The sequence below is a fragment of the Pacificimonas sp. ICDLI1SI03 genome (assembly GCF_054740865.1).
The window spans coordinates 2,389,688-2,413,123 of sequence record NZ_JBSQAU010000001.1 but is presented as its reverse complement, the minus strand read 5'-3'; the positions used below and the strand labels follow the sequence as shown (position 1 = coordinate 2,413,123).

Genomic DNA, 23,436 nt, shown 5'->3' with positions numbered 1-23,436 from the left:
GCCCCTTCTACCCCGCCCGCCGCGGGCAATTGACTGCCATTCTGCCCCCTTCGTCGGTACTAGGCAATTCCGCCCGACCGGTCGAAACGACACTCTGCTGTACCTATGCGCCGCTGCCAGCGCCGCGTCCACCGCTGCGGCAGGCGACGATCCGCGCTGTCGCCTGTGACGACCCAGCGAGTTCATGTTTTCAACAGGATGCGGAGACATATGGCCGTCGGCGCGTTTACCATTTCACCAGTTTCATGAAAGGATATTCCCATGTCGGAAGAATTTACGCCGCCGATTTCCGAAGAGCCGCGCATGCCGGGCCATGAATCCGAGATGCGCGACAAGCCGCAATGGCAGCCACGCTTTCCGGGGTCGGGAAGGCTGCAGGACAAGGTCGCCATCGTGACCGGCGCGGACAGCGGCATAGGACGCGCCGTTGCCGCCCTGTTCGCGCGGGAGGGGGCAGACGTCGCCATCGTCTATCTGGAGGAAGATGACGACGCGGCAAAAACAAAGTCCATCGTCGAAAATGAAGGCCGCAAAGCCATCACCATTCGTGGTGATCTGGGCGAGCGCGCCTTCGCCGACGAAGTGGTGAAGAAAACCATCGATGCGTTCGGCAAGGTCGATGTCCTGATCAACAATGCGGGAGAGCAGCATCCCGACGAGGAGATCGGCGATATTACCGAGGAGCAGTTGCGCAGGACGTTTCAGTCCAACATTTTTTCGATGTTCTTCCTGGTACAGGCGGTGCGGCCACACCTGAAATCGGGGGCGGCGATCGTCAATTGCACCAGCGTTACCATGTATAAGGGCGCGCCCATCCTGCTGGATTATTCATCGACGAAGGGCGCGATTACCGCCTTCACGCGGTCCTTGAGCGAAAATCTGATCGAGGACGGCATTCGCGTCAATGCGGTGGCGCCTGGCCCGATCTGGACCCCGCTGAACCCATTCGGCGGGCAGCCGCCAGAGAAAATGGACGATTTCGGCAAGAGTACGCCTATGGGCCGGCCAGGACAGCCAAACGAAGTCTCCCCTTGTTTCCTGTTCCTGGCATGCGCGGATTCCAGCTATATGTCGGGCCAGGTTCTGCATCCGAATGGCGGTGTCATCGTCGGCAGTTGAGCCAGCGACACGCGCCCGGCATTACCTATCAAAAATGACTGGGAACCGATTTCAGCAACAGGAATTGAAGGTGCATCATGAAGGAATTGCACTCAATTTTCTCTTCGCGATTCTATGTTTCCAGGTTTTCAGAGGGGTTTTTATGCTGAGCCAGGTTTCGGTCACAAAGCGAAAACCGGAAGTGCCAGCAGACCCCTTTTTGCCGATGAAAGGCCGGTTGGGGACACTCTTCGACAGCGAGATCGATTATTCGCCGTTCGAGAATATCGGCTATGTCGCGAAACAGTTCCGTACCCCCACGGCGATTCTGGCAAACGACCCCTATGACGAGCACGTCCACATTCTGGAACGCGGCTATGCCTACACGTTCAGCCTTTTGGAAACAGGCAGGCGGCACATCAGCGAGGTGTTCGGGGCGGGCAGCATATGCAACTGGACCAGTCTGGATGCCCCGGCGGCCAGATCCAATATCAATTTCATGGCGGGTGCCCGCGTCGTTTGCATCAAGCTGAAAGACCTGCGCGAGCTGCTGAAAGAGCATCCGGTGCTGGCAAAGGCGCTGACGCGGCACGAATTGGCGAGAACGATGCGCGCCACCCAGCGGGTCAGGGCCATCGTGACGCGATCGGGCGAGGATCGACTGATCCACCTGCTGTTGGACCTGCGCTCAGAGCAATCGGCCAGTGGGGGCGAGGCGATCCGCTTTGCTGTACCCCTGAAGCAGGATGAGCTGGCCGACATGATCGGCCAGACGCATGTCCATGTGAATCGGATCATCCGCACCCTTGAAAAAAATGGTCGGTTGCGCCGCGAAACCGGCCAGTGGGAACTGACAATGCTGGATGATGAAGTTCAGCGGCTTGAATATATGGAATATTTCTCGACGGCACCGTTTAGCCGTCGCGAAAAAGACCGCTACCCGCACCCGGTCGATCGATAATTATTTTAGCGTATCCGACCGGATCGCGTTCGATTCGGTCGCATCCGGCCCGCGTCGTTCACATAGGTAGATGCGGCACCCGGGGATTTATGTTCAGAAAGATCCTGCAGCAAGGGGGGAACTCCCGCCTTCTTGTAGATGGAAGGGGTCTTCCGCCCGGCGCTCATAATGGCTCCCCCGCCCCAAGCCGGGCGGACCCCCGAAGTCTCGCAACGAGCCGGGCAGTCCTCTGCTGATCTTGGTCCGGACTTAGAGAGACGGTTCTTGCTTGTTCTCGTCCGCTGCCGCAGCGAGATGGGCGTTCCCCTCACGCATCTTCTTCTGATTGACTTCCCATGTCTGGCCCTTGCGAATGAGCGCGCCCAGATCGACAACCTTGCCCTTCGCCGCCTCGATATTCTGCGTGCGCATGTCCTGTTCGAAGCTGGGGGCCGGATCGCAATAGATGACGCCCAGCGCGACCGGCATATCGGGATGACGCATCTCGACAAGCATATGCGCGATCTGCTTCCGGGTTTCATCGTGCACCAGCACGTCCGCCGCCTGCCAGTCGCCATCGACCACGTCGACGATTTCCAGGCGCAGGTCGTCACGGTTCAGACGCAGGCCCTTCGTACCGTTCGAAAACAGCATCGGTTCGCCATGTTCCAGCCAGATCTGGGAATCGGCGGCGACAGGCTTTGCCGTGAAATCAGCGAACACGTCGTCATTATAGACGATGCAGTTCTGATAGAGTTCGACAAAGGAAGCGCCCTTGTGCGCGTGCGCGCGCTTCAGGATGCCGGGCATCTGTTTTTGCGCCGTATCGATGCAGCGGGCGATGAAACGACCGTTCGCGCCCAGCGCAAAGGCGCAGGGTTCGGCCGGCGCATCGACGCTGCCATAGGGGGTGGAGGGCGACCGCGTGCCCGTGCGGGAGGTGGGCGAATATTGCCCCTTCGTCAGGCCGTAAATCTCGTTGTTGAACAGCAGCACCTGGCAATCGAGATTGCGGCGCAGAAGGTGCAGCATGTGATTGCCGCCGATCGACAGACCGTCGCCGTCGCCAGTGATGATCCACACGTCGAGTTCCGGATTGGCGAGCTTTACCCCCGTCGCCACCGCAGGCGCGCGGCCGTGGATCGTGTGAAAGCCGTAGGTTTCCATATAATAGGGAAAGCGCGACGAGCAGCCGATGCCCGACACGAATACGGTGTTTTCCGGGCGTGCGCCCATTTCCGCCATGGTGCGCTGCATACCCTTCAGGATGGCATAGTCGCCGCAGCCGGGGCACCAGCGAACCTCCTGATCCGTGGCGAAATCGGCGGCCTTGAGAGGGGTCATGTCGTTCATGTTCGTTCTTTCCTTCCCGTCACCCCGGCGTCGGCCGGGGTCCATCACTGAGCCTTCTCACCTGCCCCGCTGGAACAGGCGATGGATCCCGGCATGCGCCGGGATGACGATTATGGGAGCATCTCCGTAATTGCAGCTTTGATTTCCGCGATCTTGAAGGGCTGACCGCTGACCTTGTTGAGCGGCTTTGCGTCGACCAGGAACTGGTCGCGGAGCACCGTCTTCAGCTGGCCGGTGTTCATTTCCGGCACCAGGATCTTGTCGAACCCCTTCAGGAGCGGACCCAGATTTTTCGGCATCGGCCATAAATGGCGAATGTGGACATGCGCGACCTTTGCGCCGCCCCTGCGTGCCGCCTTTACGGCCTGATGGATGGGGCCAAAGGTCGATCCCCATCCGACGACAACCATGTCATCATCCGGGCCACCGATTTCGAACGCCTGATCCGGGATGGAATCGGCGACGTTCATCACCTTTTGCTGGCGCGTATCGGTCATCTTTTGATGGTTGGCCGGGGCGTAATCGATATTGCCGGTTTCGAAATTCTTCTCGATACCACCGATGCGATGCATCAGGCCGGGGGTGCCGGGCTTGATCCAGACGCGGGCCAACTTCTCGTCGCGCTTATAGGGGCTGACAGGCTCGCCCTCATAATGCGTGACCGGCGCGGGCTGGAAATCCTCGATATCGGGCACATGCCACGGCTCCGCCGCATTGGCGATATAGCCGTCGGTCAGGATCATGACCGGCGTCATATATTGCGTCGCGATCCGGCACGCCTCGATGGCGACCTCGAAGCAATCCACCGGGCTGCGCGTCGCCAGAACCGGCATCGGCGCATCGCCATTGCGGCCATAGAGCGCCTGATAAAGATCGGATTGTTCGGTCTTCGTCGGCAGGCCGGTTGAGGGGCCGCCGCGCTGCGAATTGACGATGATCAGCGGCAATTCCGTGATGATGGCGAGGCCCATCGCCTCCCCCTTCAGCGCGATGCCGGGGCCGGAGGACGATGTGACGCCCAATTGCCCTGCATAGGACGCGCCGATGGCGGCACAGATGGCGGCGATTTCATCCTCTGCCTGGAACGTGGTGACACCGAATTCCTTCAGCCGTGCCAGCGTATGCAGAATCGGGCTGGCAGGCGTGATCGGATAGGAACCGAAGAACAGCGGCAGATCGACCAGACTGGCACCGGTGACAAGACCCAGCGACAGGCTCTCGCCGCCCGTGACGGTGCGGTAAAGACCCGGCGCAACCTCTGCCGCGCCGACATGGTAGCGGCCCAGACCCTGCTGAATTTCCGCTGTCTCGCCATAGGCATGGCCGGCGTTCAGCGCGGCGGCATTGGCGGCCGCAAGTTCTGGCGCCTTCACGAATTTGGAATGCAGCCAGTCGAGGATCGGCTGCCGGTCGCGGTCGAACATCCAGAGGACAAGGCCCAGCGTCCACATGTTCTTGGAGCGCAGCGCCTCCTTATTGCCAAGGCCGAATTCCTTGACGCTTTCCAGTGTCAGCGCGCTGATGTCGAAGGCGACGAGCTGATAGTCCTTCAGACTGTCATTCTCGAGCGGGTTTTCGTCGTAATTCGCCTTCTTCAGATTGCGCGCGCCGAATTCGCCCGTATCGGCGATGATGAGGCCACCCGGCTTCAGCGCGTCGAGATTTGATTTGAGGGCGGCCGGATTCATCGCCACCAGAATGTCGGGCGCATCGCCCGCCGTCTCGATCGCGTCGGAGCCGAAATTGATCTGAAAGGCGCTGACGCCGAACAACGTCCCCTGCGGCGCGCGGATCTCTGCCGGGAAGTCCGGGAATGTCGCGAGGTCGGAACCGGCAAGCGCCGTCGACAGGGTGAACTGCCCCCCGGTCAGCTGCATGCCATCGCCGGAATCGCCGGCGAAGCGGACGGTTACCGCCTCTCGTTCGCTTGCTGCCGCGGGCTGGTCTTTTAATTGCGTCGCCAAAATGCTCGCCTCTTCGTCTTTTTCGTCATTCCGGAAACCGGACGTCATCCCCGATATAGTGTCCCGCATTCGATCCGGGAGGGTGGCCCCCGACCTGCGCCGGGCTGACGGTTATATCATCATTGCCGGTCCTATGCCGGTCGGGCCATGCTCGCCAACAAAGAATTGCTAGGGCGCGGCGAAGGAATAGGGAGTCCGGCCAGTACCAGCATCGATCGCGCGTGGCGGTGCGCCAGTTCCATTCGCTGTTCATCGCGGGCATAGCCGCCGCCCATGGTGCTCGCCAATGGCACGCCCTCGGCGCGGGCAAGATCGCGCACATAGGCATCACGGGCCTGCAAGCCGGCATCGGACAGGCTGAGCCGACCCAGTCGATCCCCTGCATGCGGATCGACGCCCGCCTGATAGAGGATCAGATCGGGGCGAAACGACGCGATGGCAGCGGGCAGGTGCGCGTCCAGCGCCTCCAGATAGCCGGTGTCGCCCAGGCCGTCCGGCAAGGGCACGTCCAGGCTTGAGCGCGCCTTTCGCACCGGGAAATTCCTCTCCGCATGCATGGAGAAGGTGAAGGCGTCTGGCTGGCCCGCCAGGCATACCGCCGTGCCGTCGCCCTGATGCACGTCCAGATCGACGATCATGACGCGGCGGGCATCCCCCTCCTCCAGCAGCCGGTGGGCGGCGACGGCAAGGTCGTTGAAAACGCAGAAGCCCGCGCCGCTGTCCGGCAGGGCGTGATGCGATCCGCCTGCACCGTTCGCGGCATATCCGTGCTGCAACGCCGCCCGGGCCGCGCTCCACGTTCCGCCCACGGCCAGTTCGGAGCGCCGGGCAACACGCGCGGTAACAGGAAAGCCGATCCGCCGGGCGACGACGCGGTCGACCGTCTGGGTCAGCACCGATTCGACATAGGCGGGATCGTGGACGGCGGCGATCCACGGTGTGGGCATTGGGTCGGGCGCAATCAGATCGGGTGCGACGCCCAGTTCCTGAAACGCGTTCAGCAGCAGACCATATTTATTCATGGGAAAGCTGCTGCCCGGCGGTAGCGGCCCGATATAATCAGGATGATGGAAAAGGATGAAGCTCATTCGTCCGCCGGGGAAGGTGGCGAGGCGGGCGCGGAGACGGCACCGCAATCCTCTGCCGCGACTGGCGCGGGATCCTGATCGGTCGCGATCATGTAGAGCATGGGACGTGCGACATCGATCACCGCGCGGTGCTCATCCAGCAGATCCTGTCCGATCAGTCCGTCGAGCCGCCCACCGGAAAGCGGCCCCAGAACCTGACTGAGCGCGCCAAGGTCGGCGACCATGATCGTCGATTGGCGCACCGGCATGCCGCCGACGGTCATCGAATCGAGCCGCATCTGCTGTGCCTTTCCGGCGCCGGCGATGGACACGGCGGGAATGGGTATGGAGGGCAGGCCGCCGCCCGCCTCCGCAAGATCGAAATCCCCTGCGGTCGCGCTGTCGATTACGGAGATATTGGCGCCGGTATCGACGACAAAGCGGGCAGGCGTGCCATTGACCGTCGCATCGACCAGATGATGGCCGGTGACGATGTGGGTCAGGGGAACGGCGGAGAAGCCCAGCAAGCATAATGCATGATCCACCGTGCCAGCGTCCTGGGGGCGATAGTCCGGCGCCTTGCTGAGCGCCTTGCCCGCATCGCCGACCAGATCGTCACATGCGGACAGCAGTAGCCCTGCGCCAAGGATGCCGGCAGCCGTTCCGATCAAACGACGGGCAGGCGGCGTCCCATGCCGGCGGTGCTTGAACTGCACGATTTCAAACCCTTTCGCGAATGGAGGCCGTTCGGAAAAGAAAGGCGCGCGCATGCGATTCCGTTCCCGCCCGCCCTCGCCTTTCGGGTGCTTCAAATCGTCACGAGATCACCGCCCATATTGCAGGCGGCGAGAAATCCGATCGTTCCCATCGTGACGCAACCGGGCCGCAAATCCCCGGCGCGCAGCCCTGTCAGGTGCATACCGGTTTCGCAGGCGGCGAGTTCGACATCCATCTCCTCCGCCTGAGAAAACAGCTCCTGCACCGTCGCCACCCCCGCCGCGCGATAGCGGTCGCTTTCGGGCCAGCATTTGCGGGCGGAGAGCGCGGCCACCGCCTCCCCCTGGAAAAACATGCGCACCTGCCGGTTCAGCGCCGCCGCGCCGACCGCCAGCGAAAGCGCCGCATGAATGCGCGCATAGCCCGTGTCGACCAGAACGATGTTCAGCGCGGGCGGCAGCGGGGACATTCCGGGTCCTTTGGCAGGCGAATGTCCCGCATCCGCTGTGACAGCGCATCATAGAACAGGATGCGCCCGTTCAGCGGCGTGCCGAACGGCACCAGCGCGCGGATCACCTCCAGCGCCTGCATCGAACCGACGATGCCCGCGACCGCGCCCAATATGCCGACATCCGCGCAGGAGCGCCCCGGCACGTCCGTCGCCTCACCCGCAAAGCAGAACCAGCACGGCTGGTCCGCTTCCCAGCCGCGAAAGGTGGAAAGCTGCCCTTCGTAAGGGCCCAGCGCCGCGCTGACGAGCGGGATGCGCAGCCGGTTGGATATGTCCGCGACAACGGCGCGGGTCGCAAAGCTGTCGGACCCGTCGGCAATGACATCGTGATTCGCCAGCAATTCCTCTGCATTGTCCGCCGTCAGCCGTTCCCGAACGGCATCGACGCGCGCCTCTGGATTCAAAGCCTTCAATGCGGCCTTTGCGGAGCCGGCCTTGGCAACGCCGATATCGGCGGTTCCGTGCAGCACCTGTCGCTGAAGATTGGACAGATCGACAATATCGTCGTCGATGATTGTCAGCCGCCCAATGCCCGCCGCCGCCAGATATTGCAGGCACGGACTGCCGAGGCCGCCGGCGCCGATCACCGCCACGCGGGAGGCGAACAGCCTGCGCTGTCCCGCGCCGCCAATCTCCTTCAGGACGATGTGGCGTGCATAGCGTTCCAGCTGCTGGTCAGTAAGCGGGTGTGCATCCGTCATATCGTCCCTTCGCCGTCAGCGTCCGGTGGAGCCAAAGCCGCCCGCGCCCCGGTCGGTGGCATCCAGTTCCTCGACCTCCGCAAATTCGGCCCGTGTCACGGCGGCGGGCACCAGTTGCGCGATGCGGTCGCCGCGCCGGATGCCGAAGCTTTCGCTGCCCAGATTGGCGAGGATCACCTTCACCTCTCCGCGATAGTCGGAATCGATGGTGCCGGGCGTGTTCAGGCAGGTAACGCCATGTTTCAGCGCCAGGCCGGATCGCGGGCGTACCTGCACCTCATATCCCGCGGGGATGGCGATGGCGAAACCTGTGGCGACCGCGTGCCGCTGACCGGGGGCGAGGTCCAGCTCCTCCGCCGCGACCACGTCCATGCCCGACGCGCCCGCGCTGGCATAGGCGGGCACGGGCAGGCCATCGCCATGCGGCAGGCGTTGCAGGCGAATGGCGATGGTCATGTTAGCGTCTCCGAAATTCTTGCTGCCAGGCGGCGGGCGACCTCTTCCTTCGGCAGGTCGGGCCATTCCTCGACCCCGTCTGACGTGACGATGTGGACGCGGTTTACGCTGCCGCCCATCACATCGCCCGATACGTCATTGGCCACAATCCAGTCGCATCCCTTTCGCGCCAGCTTTGCGGCGGCATGTTCGACGACATTTTCGGTTTCCGCCGCGAAGCCGATTACCAGCGCCGGGCGCCTGTCATGGGCGGAGATGTGCGCGAGAATGTCCGGATTTTCGGCCAAGGGCAGGCTGGCGGCCGCGGTGCCACCCTTCTTTATCTTCTGCTTCGCATCGCTGGCGGCGCGCCAGTCGGCGACGGCGGCCACCATGACGGCAATATCGGCGGGCAAGGCCGCCTCGACCGCGGCCTGCATCTCACGCGCGGTCTGCACATCGACGCGGCGAACGCCGGGCGGCGCCGACAGGGAGACGGGGCCCGCGACCAGCGTGACATCCGCGCCCGCCGCCGCCAGTGCGCCCGCTATGGCAAAGCCCTGCCGACCGCTCGACCGGTTGGCGATGTAGCGCACCGGATCGATCGGCTCATGCGTGGGACCGGCGGTGACGATGGCCCGTTTTCCCGCAAGCGGTCGCCCCTCACCCGGCAAGGGCAGGGCGCCGGTTTCCTGCGCAAGCACCTGCCGCACACGGGCAAGGATTTCAGGCGGCTCCGGCAGGCGACCGGCGCCCCATTCGCCGCACGCCATCGCGCCCTCGTCCGGCTCCATGACGAGCGCGCCATCCGCGCGCAGCGTCGCCAGGTTCCGCTGCGTCGCGGAATGATGCCACATGCGGACGTTCATGGCGGGCACGAACAGCACCCGCTTGTCGGTCGCCAGCAGCAGGGTCGTCGCCAGATCGTCGGCGATGCCGTTCGCCGCCTTTGCCATGATATTGGCGGTCGCCGGGCATACCAGCACCAGATCGGCGTCGCGCGACAGCTGGATATGGCCGATTTCCTGCTCCTCCGTCGCGTCCAGCATATCGCCGAACACCCGGTCGCCGGTCAGGACGCCCAGGGATAGCGGCGTCACAAAGCTCTTCGCGCTGTCGGTCATCACCGCGCGCACGGACGCCCCCTCCCGATTCAAGAGGCGGACAAGCTCCAAAGCTTTATATGCCGCGATACCGCCAGAGACGATCAGAAGGATGCGCTTGCCGTTCATCGGAACCTATCTAGCGGCAGATAACCGTCTCGTCATTAACCGGACCGGCGTCAGGCCAGCGCCACGACTGCCAGCGCAAGGGCGGCGCCTATGCCCGTGCCCAGCAGCATCCATGCCGACCGTACCGGCCGCCTGCGCGGCGGCAGCGGGGCCATGGGGGGCAGCGGCGGCGCCGCGCCCTCTGCCGGAACCAGCGCCATGACGCGGCGCATGAAATCGGGGAATTCCGCCAGCGTCCGTACATTGCGGATCAGCCCGTCGGCCAGCACAGCCTCCGGCCCCAGTTCATCGCGGCTCCATTCCTCTATCAGGGGACCGGCGATGACCGACATGTTGACGTCGGGGTCCAGCGCATAGGCGACGCCCTCCACCATCACCATCGTCTTTTGCAGAAGAAGCAGATGCGGCTGCGTCTGCATGTCGAACTGGCGCGTAATGGCGAACAGCCCGTCCAGCATGTTGCCGATGGAAATGTCCTTTACCGGCAGACCGCGTATGGGCTCCCCCACGGACCGCAGCGCGGTGATGAATTCGCCCATATTATGGTGCGGGGGAACATAGCCCGCCTCAAAATGGATTTCCGCCACACGGCGATAATTTCCGGTGATAAGACCGCCCAATATCTCCGCCAGCCACAGCCGTGCGCGGTGGTCGATGCGGCCCATAATGCCGAAATCGATGGCCGCGATCCTGCTATCGGGCAGCGCGAACAGGTTCCCCTGATGCAGGTCGGCGTGGAAAAAGCCGGCGATGATCGCCTGCCGCAGGAAACCGCGCACCAATATGCCGGCCAGCTCTCTACGGTCGAGACCCGCCGCCTCCAGCGCGGCGACATCGGTCATCTTTATGCCGTCGATCCATTCGATCGTCATCGCGCGGCGGCTGGTCCTCTGCCAATCGACCCTTGGAATGACGAATCCCGGCTCCGCCGCCAATTGGTCGGCGAGTTCGGAGGCGGAGGCGGCCTCCATCCGCAGATTGAGTTCACGTTCCACCCAGCGGCGGAAATAAGCGACCGTGGCGCGCGGGCGCAGCCGAGCAAATTCGCCGCCATAATTTTCTATCCGGATGGCGATCCATTCATATGTGGCGAGCGCGCGTTCGAAATCATCCTCGATATGCGGGCGCAGGACCTTTACCGCGACGACATCCCCGTCGGTGGTGACGGCCTTGTGCACCTGCGCGATGCTGGCCGAACCCACGGGCGTTTCATCGATGTGAGAAAACATCGTTTCAACCGGGACGCCGAAAGCCTCCTCGATGGACGCCTTGAAGGTCGCGAAGGGATAGGGGTCCAGATTGTCCTGCAGATGCGCCAGTTCGCGCGCCGCCGCCTCCCCCACCAGATCGGGACGCGTGGCCAGCGCCTGACCCAGCTTGATCGCCGCCGGGCCGAGGGCACGGAAGGCGTCGACATATTGCGGTTCGCGCGGCGCCCGCGTGCCGATGCGGGCAAGACGAGCCAGACGCTTCAGCATCGGCGGCGCATGCGGGCTTTCCTCGAACACGCGCAGGACGCCGTGCCGCGCAAGCGTGCGCCCCCACACCAGCACACGCCGCAAATGCGTAATGTCGCTCGTCACGCCGCTGTCACGCCTTCCAGCCGAAGTGAATCGCACTGACGCCGCCCAGAAAGGGCGTGACCGCAACACGTGCAAAGCCGGCATCCCGCATCATCGCCGCAAACTCTTCCATCGGCGGGAAACGCTGAATCGATTCGACGAGATATTGGTAGGGTTCCTGGTCCCCGGCGACCATGCCGCCCACCCTGGGCCACAGGGCCATGGACATTTTTTCATAGGCGGCGCCAAATATTGGCCATTCGGCGCGGCTGAATTCCAGACAATAAAAGCGCCCGCCATATTTCAGGACACGGTACGCCTCTCTGAGGGCAGCGGGAATATCCGTTACATTCCTGATACCGTAGGCGATCGTATAGGCGTCGAACAGCTGGTCCGGAAAGCTGAGCGTCTCGGCATTTTCCTCTGCCCAGGCAAGGTCGGCGATACCGCGCTTTTCCGCGCGCGACTTTCCGACGGACAGCATGTGCGGATTGATGTCCGCCACCGTGACGCTGGCCCCGGACCGCGCCAGGCGAAAGGCGATGTCGCCCGTCCCCCCGGCCATATCGAGAATGCGCTCCCCCGGGCGGGGGCGTACGCGGGAAACGAATCGGTCCTTCAGCAGGCGGTGCGTACCGCCCGACATCAGGTCGTTCATTATATCGTAGCGCTGCGCCACCCGTTCGAACACGCTGCCCACGCGGGCGGTCTTCTCTTCCGGGGAAACATCCTCGAAGCCGTAGGATACTGTGTCGTTCATGGGGATAGCGCATAGCTGCCACTGGAAGGGCGGGCAAATGGCCTTATGTCGCGTGGCCTGCAAGAGGATGCTTTGACGACGCCCGGCAGACAAATCGCTGAAGGAGCCCTCCCATACCCGAATTACCCGAGGTCGAAACGACGATGCGCGGCGTCGCCCCCCTGCTGGTGGGGGAACGGCTGACGCAGGTCGAGGTGCGGCGGGCGGACCTGCGCTGGCCCATCGCGCCCGATTTCCGCCAGCGGCTGCAGGGGGCGACCGTCACCGCCGTCGGGCGCCGCGCCAAATATGGCCTGATCCACACCGAGCGGGGCAATTCGATCATCCTGCACCTGGGCATGTCGGGCCGGCTGCGACTCGATCCCGCCGAAGATTTGAAGCACGACCATGTGCTGTTCGAAACGGCGAAGGGCCGCATCGCCCTGAACGACCCCCGGCGATTCGGGTCACTGCATATCGTTGAGACGGACCGGCTGGATGAGCACCCCCTGATCGCGGCCTGCGGGCCGGAACCGCTGAGCGCGGATTTCGATGCCGCGCATGTGCGCACCGTGACGAAAGGCAGTCAGTCGCCGATAAAGGCGCTGCTGCTGGACGGAAAACGCATCGCGGGCCTCGGCAACATCTACGTCTGCGAGGCACTGTTCGAGGCGGGTGTCCGGCCGACGCGCAAGGGCGCACGCCTTACCGCACGCGAAGCAGCGCGCCTGGCGGAAACCATTCCCGCCGTTCTTTCGCGCGCGATAGAGGCGGGCGGGTCCAGCCTGCGCGACTATGCGCAGCCTTCGGGTGAACTGGGATATTTCCAGCATGATTTCCGCGTATATGGCCGCGCGGGAGACCCCTGTCATGCGTGCGGAACGCCGATCCGGCGCATCGTTCAATCGGCGCGGTCCAGCTTTTACTGTCCTACTTGCCAGCGATAGCGCCAAATTCCTTGACCCCGGCGGCCCGGCTGCCTATGTCCGGCCCCTTGCTGACAGCGGGTCTTGCCCGCCGTCCAATCTGACACGCACATCTGAAGACGAGACGAGCCCCATGGCCAATACCCCCCAGGCGCGCAAGCGCATCCGCCGCAACGAAGCCCGTACCGAGGTTCTGGGTGCGCGCCGCAGCGCGATCCGCACCTTTGTCAAGAAGGTCGAATCGGCCATCGCCGCCGGCGACAAGGACGCAGCGAAGAACGCCCTGCAGGCAGCGCAGCCGCAGATGCAGCGCGGCGTCGCGAAGGGCGTTCTTCACAAGAACACCGCCTCTCGCAAGCTGAGCCGTCTGAGCGCCCGCATTGCCGCGCTTGGTTAAGGCCCGCTAAATCTTTCGGTGCCTGAAAAGGGGCGCTGCCGGGTAGCCGGCGGCGCCCCTTTTCAATGCGACTCATGCGTTTTCGGGAACTTGCCCGCAGCCGTCGATTGGCAGCGAAAAGGGAGAGATAAAACAGCCCGAAAATGTGCGACGCAGCGAATCGCGGGTCCCGCGTGTCAACGACTTTATTTCCAGAATATGACAGGCCCGAGGCTTGATCGAATGGCCCTCCGGCGCGTACAAGATGGACCGAGGCGGAGGGGCTTATCGGGGCTTCCACCCCAATTTAGAATGCGATTTCCAGTAATCGTCCGTCTGCACTGATGCATTCGGCGAACAAGGAAGAATTGCGCCTAATGCTCGCAGTCGGAAAATTCCGGCTGTTCGACAGGATTATTGTTGTTTCGCATCGGCGTTACTTCAACATCCTGACTTTGGACAGCAGGAATGCCGTCCAATCTTTTTGTTAACCTGCACCTGCAGGACTGAGATAGACGGAGACGATGTGACAGTGGATGCGGATAAATCGACCAACGCTGCGATGACATCGGGCTTCGATGCCGACGCGCGCTGGACCGAGGTTCGCGACGCGCTGCAGGGCGAACTGACCGCCCGCACCTGGTCGTCCTGGTTTGCCAATGTCGCCCTGGTGGGCGTCGAGGATGATTGCGCCATCCTGTCGGCACCGACCGCCTTTGCCGCCGACTGGATTCGCGGCCAATATGCCGAGCGTCTGCGCATGTTGTGGTCGCGCGGCGACAGCCCCGTCACCCATGTGCGAATCATTGCAGGTGCGGCCGTCATCGAATCGGACACGCCGATTTCGGACATAGAGATTCCTGCCGCATCCCCTGTTCCGTTGCAGGATGAGGTGCTGAACCCGCGCTATACCTTTGACAGGTTCGTCATCGGCAAGGCCAATGAACTGGCCTACAGCGCCGCCCAGACCATGGCCGACGGCGGCGAACCGGGTTTCAATCCGCTGTTCCTGCATGGCGTTACCGGCGTCGGCAAAACCCACCTGATGCACGCCATTGGCTGGGAATATCGGCGACACAATCCGCACGCCCACATCGTCTACATGTCGGCGGAAAAGTTCATGTTCGAATTCGTGACCGCCATGCGGGCCAAGGACACGCTGGCGTTCAAGAATCGCCTGCGCGGCGCCGACCTGATGATGATCGACGACGTCCAGTTCATCGGCGGCAAGGACACGACTCAGGAAGAGTTGTTCCACACCATGAACGAGGTCATCAATGCCGGCCGCCGCCTGGTGATCAGCGCCGACCGCTGTCCGCAGGATCTGGAGCGGGTGGAGGCGCGCGTCCGTTCCCGCCTGGCCTGGGGCCTCGTCGCCGACATTAACCCCGCCGAATATGAGCTGCGGTTGAACATCGTCTATGAAAAGCTGTCCGCCCGCACGCCGGAGGAGCGCGCACTCGTCCCCGACGAGGTGGCGGATTTCATCGCACAGAAGGTCACCGCCAATGTCCGCGAGCTGGAGGGGGCGCTGAACCGTATCCTCGCCTTTGCCAAGACACGCCGCATGCCTGTCGACATCGACCGCGCACGTGCACTGCTGGCCGATGTCGTGCGTGCCAGCACGCGCCGCGTTACCGTCGACGTGATCCAGCGGCAGACGGCGGATTTCTATAATATAAAACTGTCCGACATGATGTCCGCGCGCCGCGCCCGCGAAGTCGCACGGCCCCGCCAGATCGCCATGTATCTCGCCAAGCGCCTGACGCCGCGCAGCTTCCCCGACATTGGCCGCCGCTTTGGCGGACGCGACCATACGACGGTAATGCACGCGGTGAAACGAATCGAGGCCCTGCGCGCCGATGATGGCGAACTGAGCGCCGACATCGACCGCCTGGAACGCATGATCGACGGCTGAGCCGTCCGTGCGGCAGGTGCGGGCGGGCCGTCCGTTAACAGTCTGACGCCTCGCTGCCGGGGATCAGTCCGTCAGATAGAAATCCACGCTGGTGACGACGCGCACCTTCTGGCTGGGCGATTCGGTGGCCTGTCCCACCGCGCCATCACGCGGTTCGATAGAGAAATAGCCCTGCCGCGCCGATTTGATGCCGCCGACCCCTGCGCCCGAATCCTTCGCGAACTGCTCTGCCGCCGCGCGCGCATCGCGGGTCGCCTCCGCAATCATTTCCGGCTTCAGGTCGGTCAGGCGGGTAAAGCTGTAAACCATGGAGGGGGCACCGCCCTCCAGCGCCACGCCGCGATCCAGCAGCGCCCCTTGCGCCGCATAGGCCCGGCGGGCGGCAGCGATGTCGCTGGTGTTCAGGCGAATCGATTGCCGAACCTGAACATTGGGAATGCCGCCATTCATCCACTGATTGACCGACAACCCCTCTGTCGTGATGGCGTCGTTGGGAAAGCCCTGTTCGCGCAGGAAGGCGCGGACGCTGTCCGCCATTTGCGCAGTGTCCGCTTTTACCGTGTTGAAGTCCGTCCCCTGCCCCGTGAACTGGATGGTCCAGGTGGCGAGGTCGGCGGTCACATCCCGTTCCGCCAGTCCGCGCACCTCAACAGACCGATCCGCCAGCCGCGCCCGCTTCAGCCCATCCCCCAGCAGGAATCCGCCGACAACAATACCCAGCGCCAGGATCAGGGCGGCAATAATGGTGCGGTTGGCGGTCATTGGCGTGATTTACCAGAGCTGCGAGCGATACGCCATTAGCTCCTTACCAAGGGGCGCTCTCTTCAAGAGGGCCTCTCCGGTGTGCCAAGATGATGGCGAGAACTGCCATAAACAGCATTGCCGAGCGCGGATGATAAATGACGCCGTCGACCATGGCGGTGACGATCAGCATCGCAAGGAGCGCGAGTAAAGGGAACAGCCAAGGCGCAGAGCGCACGATCTGAATGGTGGTTAAACCTGCGCGCGCCAACAGCCAGAATGCCGGTACCGCCGCCAGCGTCCCCCAATTTCCGAGGAGCTGCAAGATGAGGTTGTGCGGCTGCGTGTGCGCCATCTCGCCGATATTGACGAGCCACATGGTGCTGTCTTCGCCATGACCAATCAGCGGGCTGGCCAGAAAAGCGTCCCATGTCTGCATCCACATTTCCGCTCGACCGGCAGTATAGCCGGAGGATGTCTGCGTGTCCGTAACAACGCGAAAAAGACCGAAGGACGAATCGGGAATCCAGAGAGAGCTTGCCACGGCCGCCAATGCCAGCATTGCAAGGATGGCCAGGAGTTCGCGCAGTCCTGGCTTGCAACCGATCAGGAGCGCGCAGGATGCCAGTCCCATCCCCGCCGCGAAAATGGGACCGCGCGACCCGGACCAAAAGAGCAAAACGGCCGCAAGGAATAAGAGGCAGTAAAGAGGGGCGTCAAAGGCGCCACGTTCGGATTTCCGCCATAGGAGGGCGATACACAGCGTCAGAACTGCGCCAAGGTGAAAGCCGAAAATACGGATGCTGAGATATCCGGGAATTGCCGAGGTCCAGATGACCTGCGCCTCCGTCTGCTGCGCGAGGTGCTCCGCGCTGACGAGATGAATGATCAATATAGGCAGGTAAAGGACCAGTCCTACGCCAAGCCACAATGCCAGGCTGCGAATATCGCTGCGTGTCACACCCCCGGGCGCCCTTGACGCAAGATGCCACACGGCGAGCGCAAACAGGACATGAAGCGGCCAGAACGTCGCGCGAAGGAGGGAGCGGGCGGGCCATTCCGACATGAAGGCCGACCCCAACCAAAAGGTCGCGAAGAGTATTAACGCCGCGATTTTTACATCGCGGGGAAGTTTCCTGCCAAGCGCGCGGATGTCGAGACCGGCGGCCCTCGCATGAAATACGACGCCCAATTCGACGATCAGAAAGATGAAATCGATCTGCCGCAGCGCCTCGTACCAGCCGGGCGCACAATGATAGCTATAGGTGCGGAATAAGACCCCAGACAGAACCGGCAGGAGACCCAGCAAGCAAGCGAGGTAGGCAATGGGCCGGTCTAGGCGCAGCGGGTGCAACCCGGCCTTTGGGGGTACCGCAGCAGCTGTAGCTAAAACGTCAGGACCAGTGCAGGACATGAGGCTGGCCTAGCCCCGGCATGCGAATATTCGGTTAAGTCCGCCTTTACCGCGCTGAGCCTAATCCCATGTTTCCACATACCGGCACGCGGACGCATGCGATGTTTTCATATGCACAAGAAGGCTTCATTGCCGCAACGCCCGCCCCGCTTGAGCTGGCGGTCGTCATTCCCGTTCTAAATGAAGCAGGCAATATAGAGCCGCTGCTTGCCGACATTGCCGAGGCGCTTTCCGGGATCGGCTGGGAGGTCATATTCGTCGATGACGGTTCGACGGATGGAACGCTGGACTGCGTGGAAAGGATCGCGCGTAGCGATTCGCGCGTCCGCCTAATTCGCCGGATCGGCAGGCGCGGACTGTCATCCGCCGTCATGGAAGGGTTCCTCGCCACCGTCGCGCCCGTCGTCGCGGTGATTGATGGCGACCGCCAGCACGATGAGGCGGCCTTGCCGCGCCTGTACCGCGCCATTGCCGATGGCGGGCACGAGCTTGCCATCGGCACCCGCTATGCCCCGGAAGGATCGACCGGCGATTGGGAGGCGGCGCGCGTCGCCCTCAGCCGGTTATCGACCCTGATTGCCGCTCCCGTGATGAAGACACCCTTGTCCGATCCGATGAGCGGCCTGTTCGCGCTGCGCCGAGACGTAGCGATAGAGGCTGCACCGCGCCTGTCCGCAGTCGGCTACAAGCTGTTGCTGGACATTACCGCATCCCTGCCCCGGCGGCTGAAAGTCGCGGAAATCCCCTATCAATTCCGCACCCGAGCAGCAGGCAGGTCAAAGCTGGATAGCGCCATAATTCTGGAATATGGCGAGTTGCTGCTGGATAAGCTGATCGGTCGCTTCATCCCGGCAAAACTGGTAATGTTCGGGGCGGTCGGTGCACTCGGGTTGCTCGTCCACATGCTCGTCCTGGCGACCGCCATCGGCCCCTTCGCACTGTCCTTTGCCAGTGGGCAGTCGCTCGCGGTCTGTGTCGCGATGACGTTCAACTATGCGCTGAACAACCAGTTTACCTATCGCGATCGCCGCCGGACCGGGTGGGGCTGGTGGCGCGGCCTGGTGGGATTCGCTGCGGCGTGCGGGCTGGGGGCAATTGCCAATGTCGGCGTGGGCACCATGGTATTTCAGGAACAGGAAGGCTGGATGCTGGCGGGTGTCGCAGGAGCGATTACCGGCGCGGTGTGGAACTACGTTGCCAGCCAGTGGCTTGTGTGGCGCCAGCGATGAAGGCTGGCACATTGGCGGCAACCCAGGTGGCCCAAGGACGGGACGGTTGGATTCTGCCGCTCTGCTGCCTATTTATCGCCACGCTGCTGATCCGCCTGCCGGTCGTGGGCGACCCCAATTATCATCCCGACGAGGCGTTCTACCTGCTGGTGGGCCAGGCGACGCAGGCCGGCTGGATCCCCTATGTGGATATATGGGACCGAAAGCCCTTTGGGCTTTTCCTGATCTATAGGGCGATCGTGGCGCTGCCCGGCAATGACATAGTCGCCTATCAGCTAATCGCCGGCCTCTTCGCCTTTGCCACGGCGGTCGTTATTTCCTGCATCGCCTCCCACATCGTTCGTAGGGAAGCCGCGGTAATGGCCGGGATCCTCTATCTGGCGACGCTTGAACCCCTTGCGGGAGGGGGCGGGCAGGCGCCGGTTTTCTACAATCTGCTGGTGGCGGGCGCCGCATTGCTGGTGCTGCGCATCCATCTGCGAACGTCGGCAAGGTCAGATGACCGAAGCGGGCTGCTGGCGATGGGGCTTTGCGGCCTTGCCCTTACGATCAAGCCCACGACCGTGTTCGAGGGGATATTTCTGGGGATCGCCCTGCTGGTGATCCTGTGGCGCAAGGGCGCCGATCCGACGCGGCTGTTGGCACGCGGCGCCATGTTCGCCGTGGCGGGGCTGATCCCGTCATTATTATGTCTGATCTACTTCGTCGGGCTGGGACAGGGCGATGCCTATTGGTTCGCAACGATCGAGTCGGTTTTTGGGAAGCCTGCACAGACGTCGCAATCGACCATCGCACATCTGCTATTTCTGGCGCCACGGCTCTTGCCACTGCTGCTTGCCGCCGGGGCCGGAAGCCTGCTGATCCTGCAGAACCGGGGACCGGCCATCTTTCTGATTGCCTGGTTCTTCTCGGCAATGCTCGGCTTCCTGAGCGTACCGAACTTCTTTGATCATTACGCGCTCCCCCTAATGGTGCCGGTCGCGGTGCTCAGTACGGGAGTATTTGCCCGCCCCCAAATCGGGGGCGCGATTTTCGGCTTGTTGGTTGCCTGGGCGCTGTTTCTTTCCGGTTGGCCGAACATCTCACGCACCGCGCGGTCGGAGAACGGCTTTCTGGCAGCGGAGACCATGATCGACCATCATCTTCGCGGCGGATGCCTGTTCGTTTTTGACGGTCCACCGTTGCTGAACCGGCTGAATTCCGATTGCCGCCTGACGGCGCGCCTGTTTCCTGAACATCTAAACAATGCTGCCGAGGCGACGGCGACGGGGATCGACGCCGCGACAGAAATAGAAAGGATTTTGGCGCAGCGGCCGCGCGTCATCGTCACCGGCCCAGATGCCATCATTACAACACCAAATCGACAAACTCGCTCCCTCGTTGCGGCAGCGCTGAGGCAGAATTATCGGCGTGCCGGTCGAACGACCGTTGAGGATGAAGCGCGCGCACGCGAAATCGAAATCTGGGTTCGCCGCTAAAGGTCGGTGCGCGAGACCCCGGAAAAGCCCAATATGTAGTCCGCGCCGAAGGCCGACGAGGGTGTGTGATATCCGGGGCTGACTTCGCCGCGCGCGAGGCGCTCTGCGATGTCGAGGGCGGTCATGCTGGTCAGCTTATAGGCTTCGGGCGTTTCCATGCGGGATATGACCGTGGTGCCGTTCGCGTCATCAGCCTCTGCCTGCAGGATGGCGCGGGCACGGTCGCGCTGTTCAAGGTTCGGGCCGGGCGGCATGCGGTCGATGGCGCGGCGCCCTACCCACTGGCCAAGGGCGGTTTTCAGAAGCCAGCGCAGCACGGACGGCAGGCTGGCCATGCGCGCCATGTCGGGGGTGGATTCGAAATAAACCTCAATATTAGGGATGCCGGTCGAATAAAACGCCGTCGCCACGTCGCCCCACGACACGCCGATCGTTGCGCGCAGGCCATGGCCCAGATCGCTGGTGCCGCGCGGTGTTTTGGGCAGCGTGACCACGTCGCCGTCGCGGCGCACCTTCGTTCCATAGGCGATGCTTTCCAGCCCCGTCTTTGCGGTGCCCCGGCTCAGCTTGTTCAGTCCGCCGATGACGAAGTGCAGGGACTGTGCGGCGGGCAGGCGGCGATGCAGGTGCGCGGCCAGGCAATCCGACGGCACCACGTCGAACCCCGCGCCCGGCAACAGCACGATGCCGCTGTCGATCGCACGGTCGCCAAGAGCGTGCAGCGCCTCGAACACGGTGATTTCGCCGGTAATGTCGACATAGTTCGTGCCGCTTTGCAGGCAGGCCTCCGCCATGGGCACGGCGGTGCGGGAAAAGGGCCCGGCCATGTTGAGGACCGTCGAGACGTCCGCCAGTTCCGGGGCGGCGCGGTTGCCAAGGTCGAAGGCGCGCCAGCGAAGGCCATATTGCCGCGCAAGCGCCTCCACCCTGTCCGCGTTGCGCCCGGCAAGGATGGGCGACAGGCCGCGCGCCACCGCGCGCTCCGTTACCAGGCGGCCAGTATAGCCGTAGGCACCGTAAAACAGCAGATCGCCGGTCAAGCCGACGCCGCCCCCATCCTTGCCGTCTCCTCGCCATCGCGCTGCTGCGCACGCTGCGCCGCGCCGCGCGCCAGGCATCGATCCATATAGTCCTGCAGCACGGGACCAGGCTGCAACATGTCAAACTGGACCATGAACTGGATGCTGCCAGCCAGCATCAGATCGGCCATGGTGAAGCGGTCCGCGGCAACCAAGGTGCGCCCCTCCAGCCGCTTCTCCAGCACCGAAACCATGTCATCGAAATTTCCCCAGGGCGAGGATTGCGATTCGACATCCAGCTTCACAAATTTTTCCATCATGGCCGGTTCGATCGTGGCCGGGGAATAGAGTAGCCAATAGAGGAATTCCCCACGCGCAAGATCATCCACACGGGGCGCGAGCTCACCCGGGCGATAGCGGTCGGCAAGGTAGAGCGCCATGGCCGCCGAATCGGCCATTTTCACCTCGCCGTCGATGAGCGCCGGGACTTTCCCCTGTGGGCTAGCGGCACGGAAATCCGCGGGGTCGTTGCGAGGCGTGGCCCTGATATCGACCGCCTTCACCTGATAGGCCGCGCCCACTTCCTCCAGCATCCAGAGGGCGCGCACGGCGCGGGTCTGCGGACTCCAGAATAGCGTAATCATTCACTCAACTCCTGTCGAACGCGGCCAGATGCGCGGTCACGTTATCATAGTCCCGGGCGATGCTGTGCGCACCTGCCTCTATCAGCCTGTCGCGATGGTCGGGCAGGCAATGGCCCGCCGCCAGCAGGCCGCAGACATGCATGCCGGCTGCGCTGGCGGCGGCAACGCCCGTGGGCGAATCCTCGATCACGAAACAGTCTGCCGGCTCGGCTGCCAGTTGCTCAGCCGCGTAGAGATATAGGTCCGGCGCCGGCTTGCCCCGCGTCACATGCTCCTTGCCGCTGAAGATCGCGGTGCCGAATACCGACGCCCGCCGAATATGATCCAGATGCGCGCGTATCCACATGGTGGAGCTGGAAGAGGCGATGGCGCGCGGCCGCTCCGGCGGCAGGGAATCGAGAAACGCCAGCGCCCCCGGCACCGGGTCCAGCCCTTCCTGCAGCACGCGGTCGTCCTCTGCGCGCCGCAGCTCGTGAAAGCGCTCGGGGATGGCGTCGCCCAGCCACCCCTCCAGCGCGCGCTGAAAATTCACCCCCGACAGACCCATGAATGTCGCAATGGCCTGCTCTGTCGTCGTCGGCGTCCCCAATTCGGTCAGCGCCTCCGCCAATTGCCGGTTACTGGCGAGTTCGCTTTCAATGAGAACGCCGTCAAAATCGAAGATCACCGGTCCCCTCATTCGGGTCGGTCCCGCGCACCGAAAAGGGCGGTGCCGACCCTGACATGGCTGGCACCGACCATGACGGCGGTTTCGAAGTCGGCGGACATGCCCATCGAAAGCAGCGGCAGACCCTGCTGCTCAGCCAGTTTGCGCAGCAGCGCGAAATAGGGCGCGGCCTCCGTATCGGCGGGCGGAATGCACATCAGTCCGACCACGTCGAGGCCATGATCCGCGCATTTCTGCAGAAGGTCGGGCAATTTATCGACGGCACAGCCGCCCTTTTGCGGCTCTTCGCCAATATCGACCTGCACGAAGAATTGCGGCGTCCGGTCCAGCTTCACGATCGCCTTGCCCAGCGCCTTTACAAGGGACGGGCGATCGACACTGTGAATGACGTCGAACATGGCCACCGCCTGCTCCGCCTTGTTCGACTGCAACTGGCCGATCATGTGCAGGACGGTGTCCGGATATTCCGCCAGAAGAGACGGCCATTTCGCCTCCGCCTCCTGCACGCGATTTTCGCCGAAATGGCGATGGCCCGCCTGCAATAGCGGGCGCACGTCTTCGGCATCGTGCATCTTGGATACCGCAATCAGTGTGACATCGCGGGCACTGCGGCCCATCAGGCGCGCCGCACGGTCGATCCGCTCGCCAATCTCGTTCAATCTGTGGTGTGCTGTCCCCATTTCCTTTCGCTAAAGGACAGCCATG

The 23,436-nt window shown here is 63.1% G+C and carries 23 protein-coding genes; 7 read left to right on the top strand and 16 right to left on the bottom strand.

Annotated elements, in window-relative coordinates; all coding sequences use genetic code 11:
* Positions 1 to 261 precede the first annotated feature (261 nt).
* Complete coding sequence (locus ACSMXM_RS11770) at positions 262 to 1,119, top strand: SDR family oxidoreductase (protein ID WP_460316278.1); 858 nt, start codon at positions 262 to 264, stop codon at positions 1,117 to 1,119.
* A 142-nt stretch (positions 1,120 to 1,261) separates the two neighbouring features.
* Positions 1,262 to 2,059, top strand: a complete 798-nt coding sequence (locus ACSMXM_RS11765; protein ID WP_460316276.1) for a Crp/Fnr family transcriptional regulator — start codon at positions 1,262 to 1,264, stop codon at positions 2,057 to 2,059.
* A 249-nt stretch (positions 2,060 to 2,308) separates the two neighbouring features.
* Here the strand turns inward: ACSMXM_RS11765 and ACSMXM_RS11760 are convergent, their stop codons facing one another.
* The 10 genes from ACSMXM_RS11760 to ACSMXM_RS11715 all read right to left on the bottom strand — a co-directional run bounded on the left by ACSMXM_RS11760 (position 2,309) and on the right by ACSMXM_RS11715 (position 12,340).
* The gene (locus ACSMXM_RS11760) at positions 2,309 to 3,391 is read right to left on the bottom strand and encodes a 2-oxoacid:ferredoxin oxidoreductase subunit beta (RefSeq protein WP_460316275.1); all 1,083 of its coding nucleotides are present in this window, start codon (positions 3,389 to 3,391) and stop codon (positions 2,309 to 2,311) included.
* Positions 3,392 to 3,501: 110 nt separating this feature from the next.
* Positions 3,502 to 5,403 carry a 2-oxoacid:acceptor oxidoreductase subunit alpha gene (locus tag ACSMXM_RS11755; protein WP_460316274.1) on the bottom strand — a complete coding sequence of 634 codons (1,902 nt, stop codon included), beginning with the start codon at positions 5,401 to 5,403 and terminating at the stop codon, positions 3,502 to 3,504.
* An 83-nt stretch (positions 5,404 to 5,486) separates the two neighbouring features.
* The gene (locus tag ACSMXM_RS11750) at positions 5,487 to 6,443 is read right to left on the bottom strand and encodes a histone deacetylase family protein (RefSeq protein ID WP_460316272.1); all 957 of its coding nucleotides are present in this window, start codon (positions 6,441 to 6,443) and stop codon (positions 5,487 to 5,489) included.
* On the bottom strand, positions 6,440 to 7,192 hold the full coding sequence (locus ACSMXM_RS11745; RefSeq protein ID WP_460316270.1) for a retropepsin-like aspartic protease family protein: 753 nt from the start codon (positions 7,190 to 7,192) through the stop codon (positions 6,440 to 6,442). The genes ACSMXM_RS11750 and ACSMXM_RS11745 overlap by 4 nt, the downstream gene beginning before the upstream one ends.
* A gap of 38 nt (positions 7,193 to 7,230) precedes the next feature.
* Positions 7,231 to 7,608 (bottom strand): DsrE/DsrF/DrsH-like family protein, encoded by a 378-nt coding sequence (locus ACSMXM_RS11740; protein ID WP_460316268.1) that lies wholly within the window; start codon positions 7,606 to 7,608, stop codon positions 7,231 to 7,233.
* A complete protein-coding gene (locus ACSMXM_RS11735) occupies positions 7,584 to 8,351 on the bottom strand; it encodes a HesA/MoeB/ThiF family protein (RefSeq protein WP_460316267.1) in 768 nt (255 codons plus the stop codon). Before ACSMXM_RS11735 ends, ACSMXM_RS11740 begins: the two co-directional genes overlap by 25 nt.
* Positions 8,352 to 8,366: 15 nt before the next feature.
* Positions 8,367 to 8,807, bottom strand: coding sequence for a dUTP diphosphatase (gene dut, locus ACSMXM_RS11730; protein ID WP_460316266.1), 441 nt, complete (start codon positions 8,805 to 8,807; stop codon positions 8,367 to 8,369).
* On the bottom strand, positions 8,804 to 10,018 hold the full coding sequence (gene coaBC, locus ACSMXM_RS11725; protein WP_460316264.1) for a bifunctional phosphopantothenoylcysteine decarboxylase/phosphopantothenate--cysteine ligase CoaBC: 1,215 nt from the start codon (positions 10,016 to 10,018) through the stop codon (positions 8,804 to 8,806). The genes dut and coaBC overlap by 4 nt, the downstream gene beginning before the upstream one ends.
* Positions 10,019 to 10,068: 50 nt before the next feature.
* Positions 10,069 to 11,601 (bottom strand): 2-polyprenylphenol 6-hydroxylase, encoded by a 1,533-nt coding sequence (ubiB, locus tag ACSMXM_RS11720; RefSeq protein WP_460316262.1) that lies wholly within the window; start codon positions 11,599 to 11,601, stop codon positions 10,069 to 10,071.
* A 7-nt stretch (positions 11,602 to 11,608) separates the two neighbouring features.
* A complete protein-coding gene (locus ACSMXM_RS11715) occupies positions 11,609 to 12,340 on the bottom strand; it encodes a class I SAM-dependent methyltransferase (protein ID WP_460316260.1) in 732 nt (243 codons plus the stop codon).
* Between the two features lie 113 nt (positions 12,341 to 12,453).
* Here ACSMXM_RS11715 and mutM point away from each other — a divergent pair, with 113 nt between their 5' ends.
* From mutM to dnaA, 3 genes are all read left to right on the top strand, one after another.
* Complete coding sequence (gene mutM, locus ACSMXM_RS11710; protein ID WP_460316436.1) at positions 12,454 to 13,266, top strand: bifunctional DNA-formamidopyrimidine glycosylase/DNA-(apurinic or apyrimidinic site) lyase; 813 nt, start codon at positions 12,454 to 12,456, stop codon at positions 13,264 to 13,266.
* A 112-nt stretch (positions 13,267 to 13,378) separates the two neighbouring features.
* Positions 13,379 to 13,642, top strand: coding sequence for a 30S ribosomal protein S20 (gene rpsT, locus ACSMXM_RS11705; protein ID WP_460316258.1), 264 nt, complete (start codon positions 13,379 to 13,381; stop codon positions 13,640 to 13,642).
* Positions 13,643 to 14,183: 541 nt separating this feature from the next.
* Complete coding sequence (gene dnaA, locus ACSMXM_RS11700; protein ID WP_460316435.1) at positions 14,184 to 15,539, top strand: chromosomal replication initiator protein DnaA; 1,356 nt, start codon at positions 14,184 to 14,186, stop codon at positions 15,537 to 15,539.
* 63 nt (positions 15,540 to 15,602) lie between these two features.
* Here dnaA and ACSMXM_RS11695 read toward each other — a convergent pair whose 3' ends face one another.
* Positions 15,603 to 16,301, bottom strand: a complete 699-nt coding sequence (locus ACSMXM_RS11695; RefSeq protein WP_460316256.1) for an SIMPL domain-containing protein — start codon at positions 16,299 to 16,301, stop codon at positions 15,603 to 15,605.
* 43 nt (positions 16,302 to 16,344) lie between these two features.
* Positions 16,345 to 17,589 carry an O-antigen ligase family protein gene (locus ACSMXM_RS11690; RefSeq protein WP_460316255.1) on the bottom strand — a complete coding sequence of 415 codons (1,245 nt, stop codon included), beginning with the start codon at positions 17,587 to 17,589 and terminating at the stop codon, positions 16,345 to 16,347.
* A 206-nt stretch (positions 17,590 to 17,795) separates the two neighbouring features.
* Here ACSMXM_RS11690 and ACSMXM_RS11685 point away from each other — a divergent pair, with 206 nt between their 5' ends.
* Together ACSMXM_RS11685 and ACSMXM_RS11680 are read left to right on the top strand one after the other, a co-directional pair.
* Positions 17,796 to 18,923 carry a glycosyltransferase gene (locus ACSMXM_RS11685; protein WP_460316254.1) on the top strand — a complete coding sequence of 376 codons (1,128 nt, stop codon included), beginning with the start codon at positions 17,796 to 17,798 and terminating at the stop codon, positions 18,921 to 18,923.
* Positions 18,920 to 20,401, top strand: coding sequence for an ArnT family glycosyltransferase (locus tag ACSMXM_RS11680; protein ID WP_460316252.1), 1,482 nt, complete (start codon positions 18,920 to 18,922; stop codon positions 20,399 to 20,401). Before ACSMXM_RS11685 ends, ACSMXM_RS11680 begins: the two co-directional genes overlap by 4 nt.
* On the opposite strand, the gene ACSMXM_RS11675 is transcribed toward ACSMXM_RS11680, so the two are convergent.
* Genes ACSMXM_RS11675 through ACSMXM_RS11660 form a run of 4 tightly spaced genes read right to left on the bottom strand, consistent with a single transcriptional unit; the run spans position 20,398 to position 23,411 of the window.
* On the bottom strand, positions 20,398 to 21,441 hold the full coding sequence (locus ACSMXM_RS11675) for a saccharopine dehydrogenase family protein (protein ID WP_460316251.1): 1,044 nt from the start codon (positions 21,439 to 21,441) through the stop codon (positions 20,398 to 20,400). The two genes, ACSMXM_RS11680 and ACSMXM_RS11675, sit on opposite strands and share 4 nt — an antisense overlap.
* Entirely contained in the window at positions 21,438 to 22,064 is a 627-nt protein-coding gene (locus tag ACSMXM_RS11670; protein ID WP_460316250.1) for a glutathione S-transferase family protein, read from the bottom strand. The genes ACSMXM_RS11675 and ACSMXM_RS11670 overlap by 4 nt, the downstream gene beginning before the upstream one ends.
* Positions 22,065 to 22,068: 4 nt before the next feature.
* Complete coding sequence (locus ACSMXM_RS11665) at positions 22,069 to 22,731, bottom strand: HAD family hydrolase (protein WP_460316249.1); 663 nt, start codon at positions 22,729 to 22,731, stop codon at positions 22,069 to 22,071.
* Positions 22,732 to 22,739: 8 nt separating this feature from the next.
* Entirely contained in the window at positions 22,740 to 23,411 is a 672-nt protein-coding gene (locus tag ACSMXM_RS11660) for a YggS family pyridoxal phosphate-dependent enzyme (RefSeq protein WP_460316248.1), read from the bottom strand.
* Positions 23,412 to 23,436: the final 25 nt, after the last annotated feature.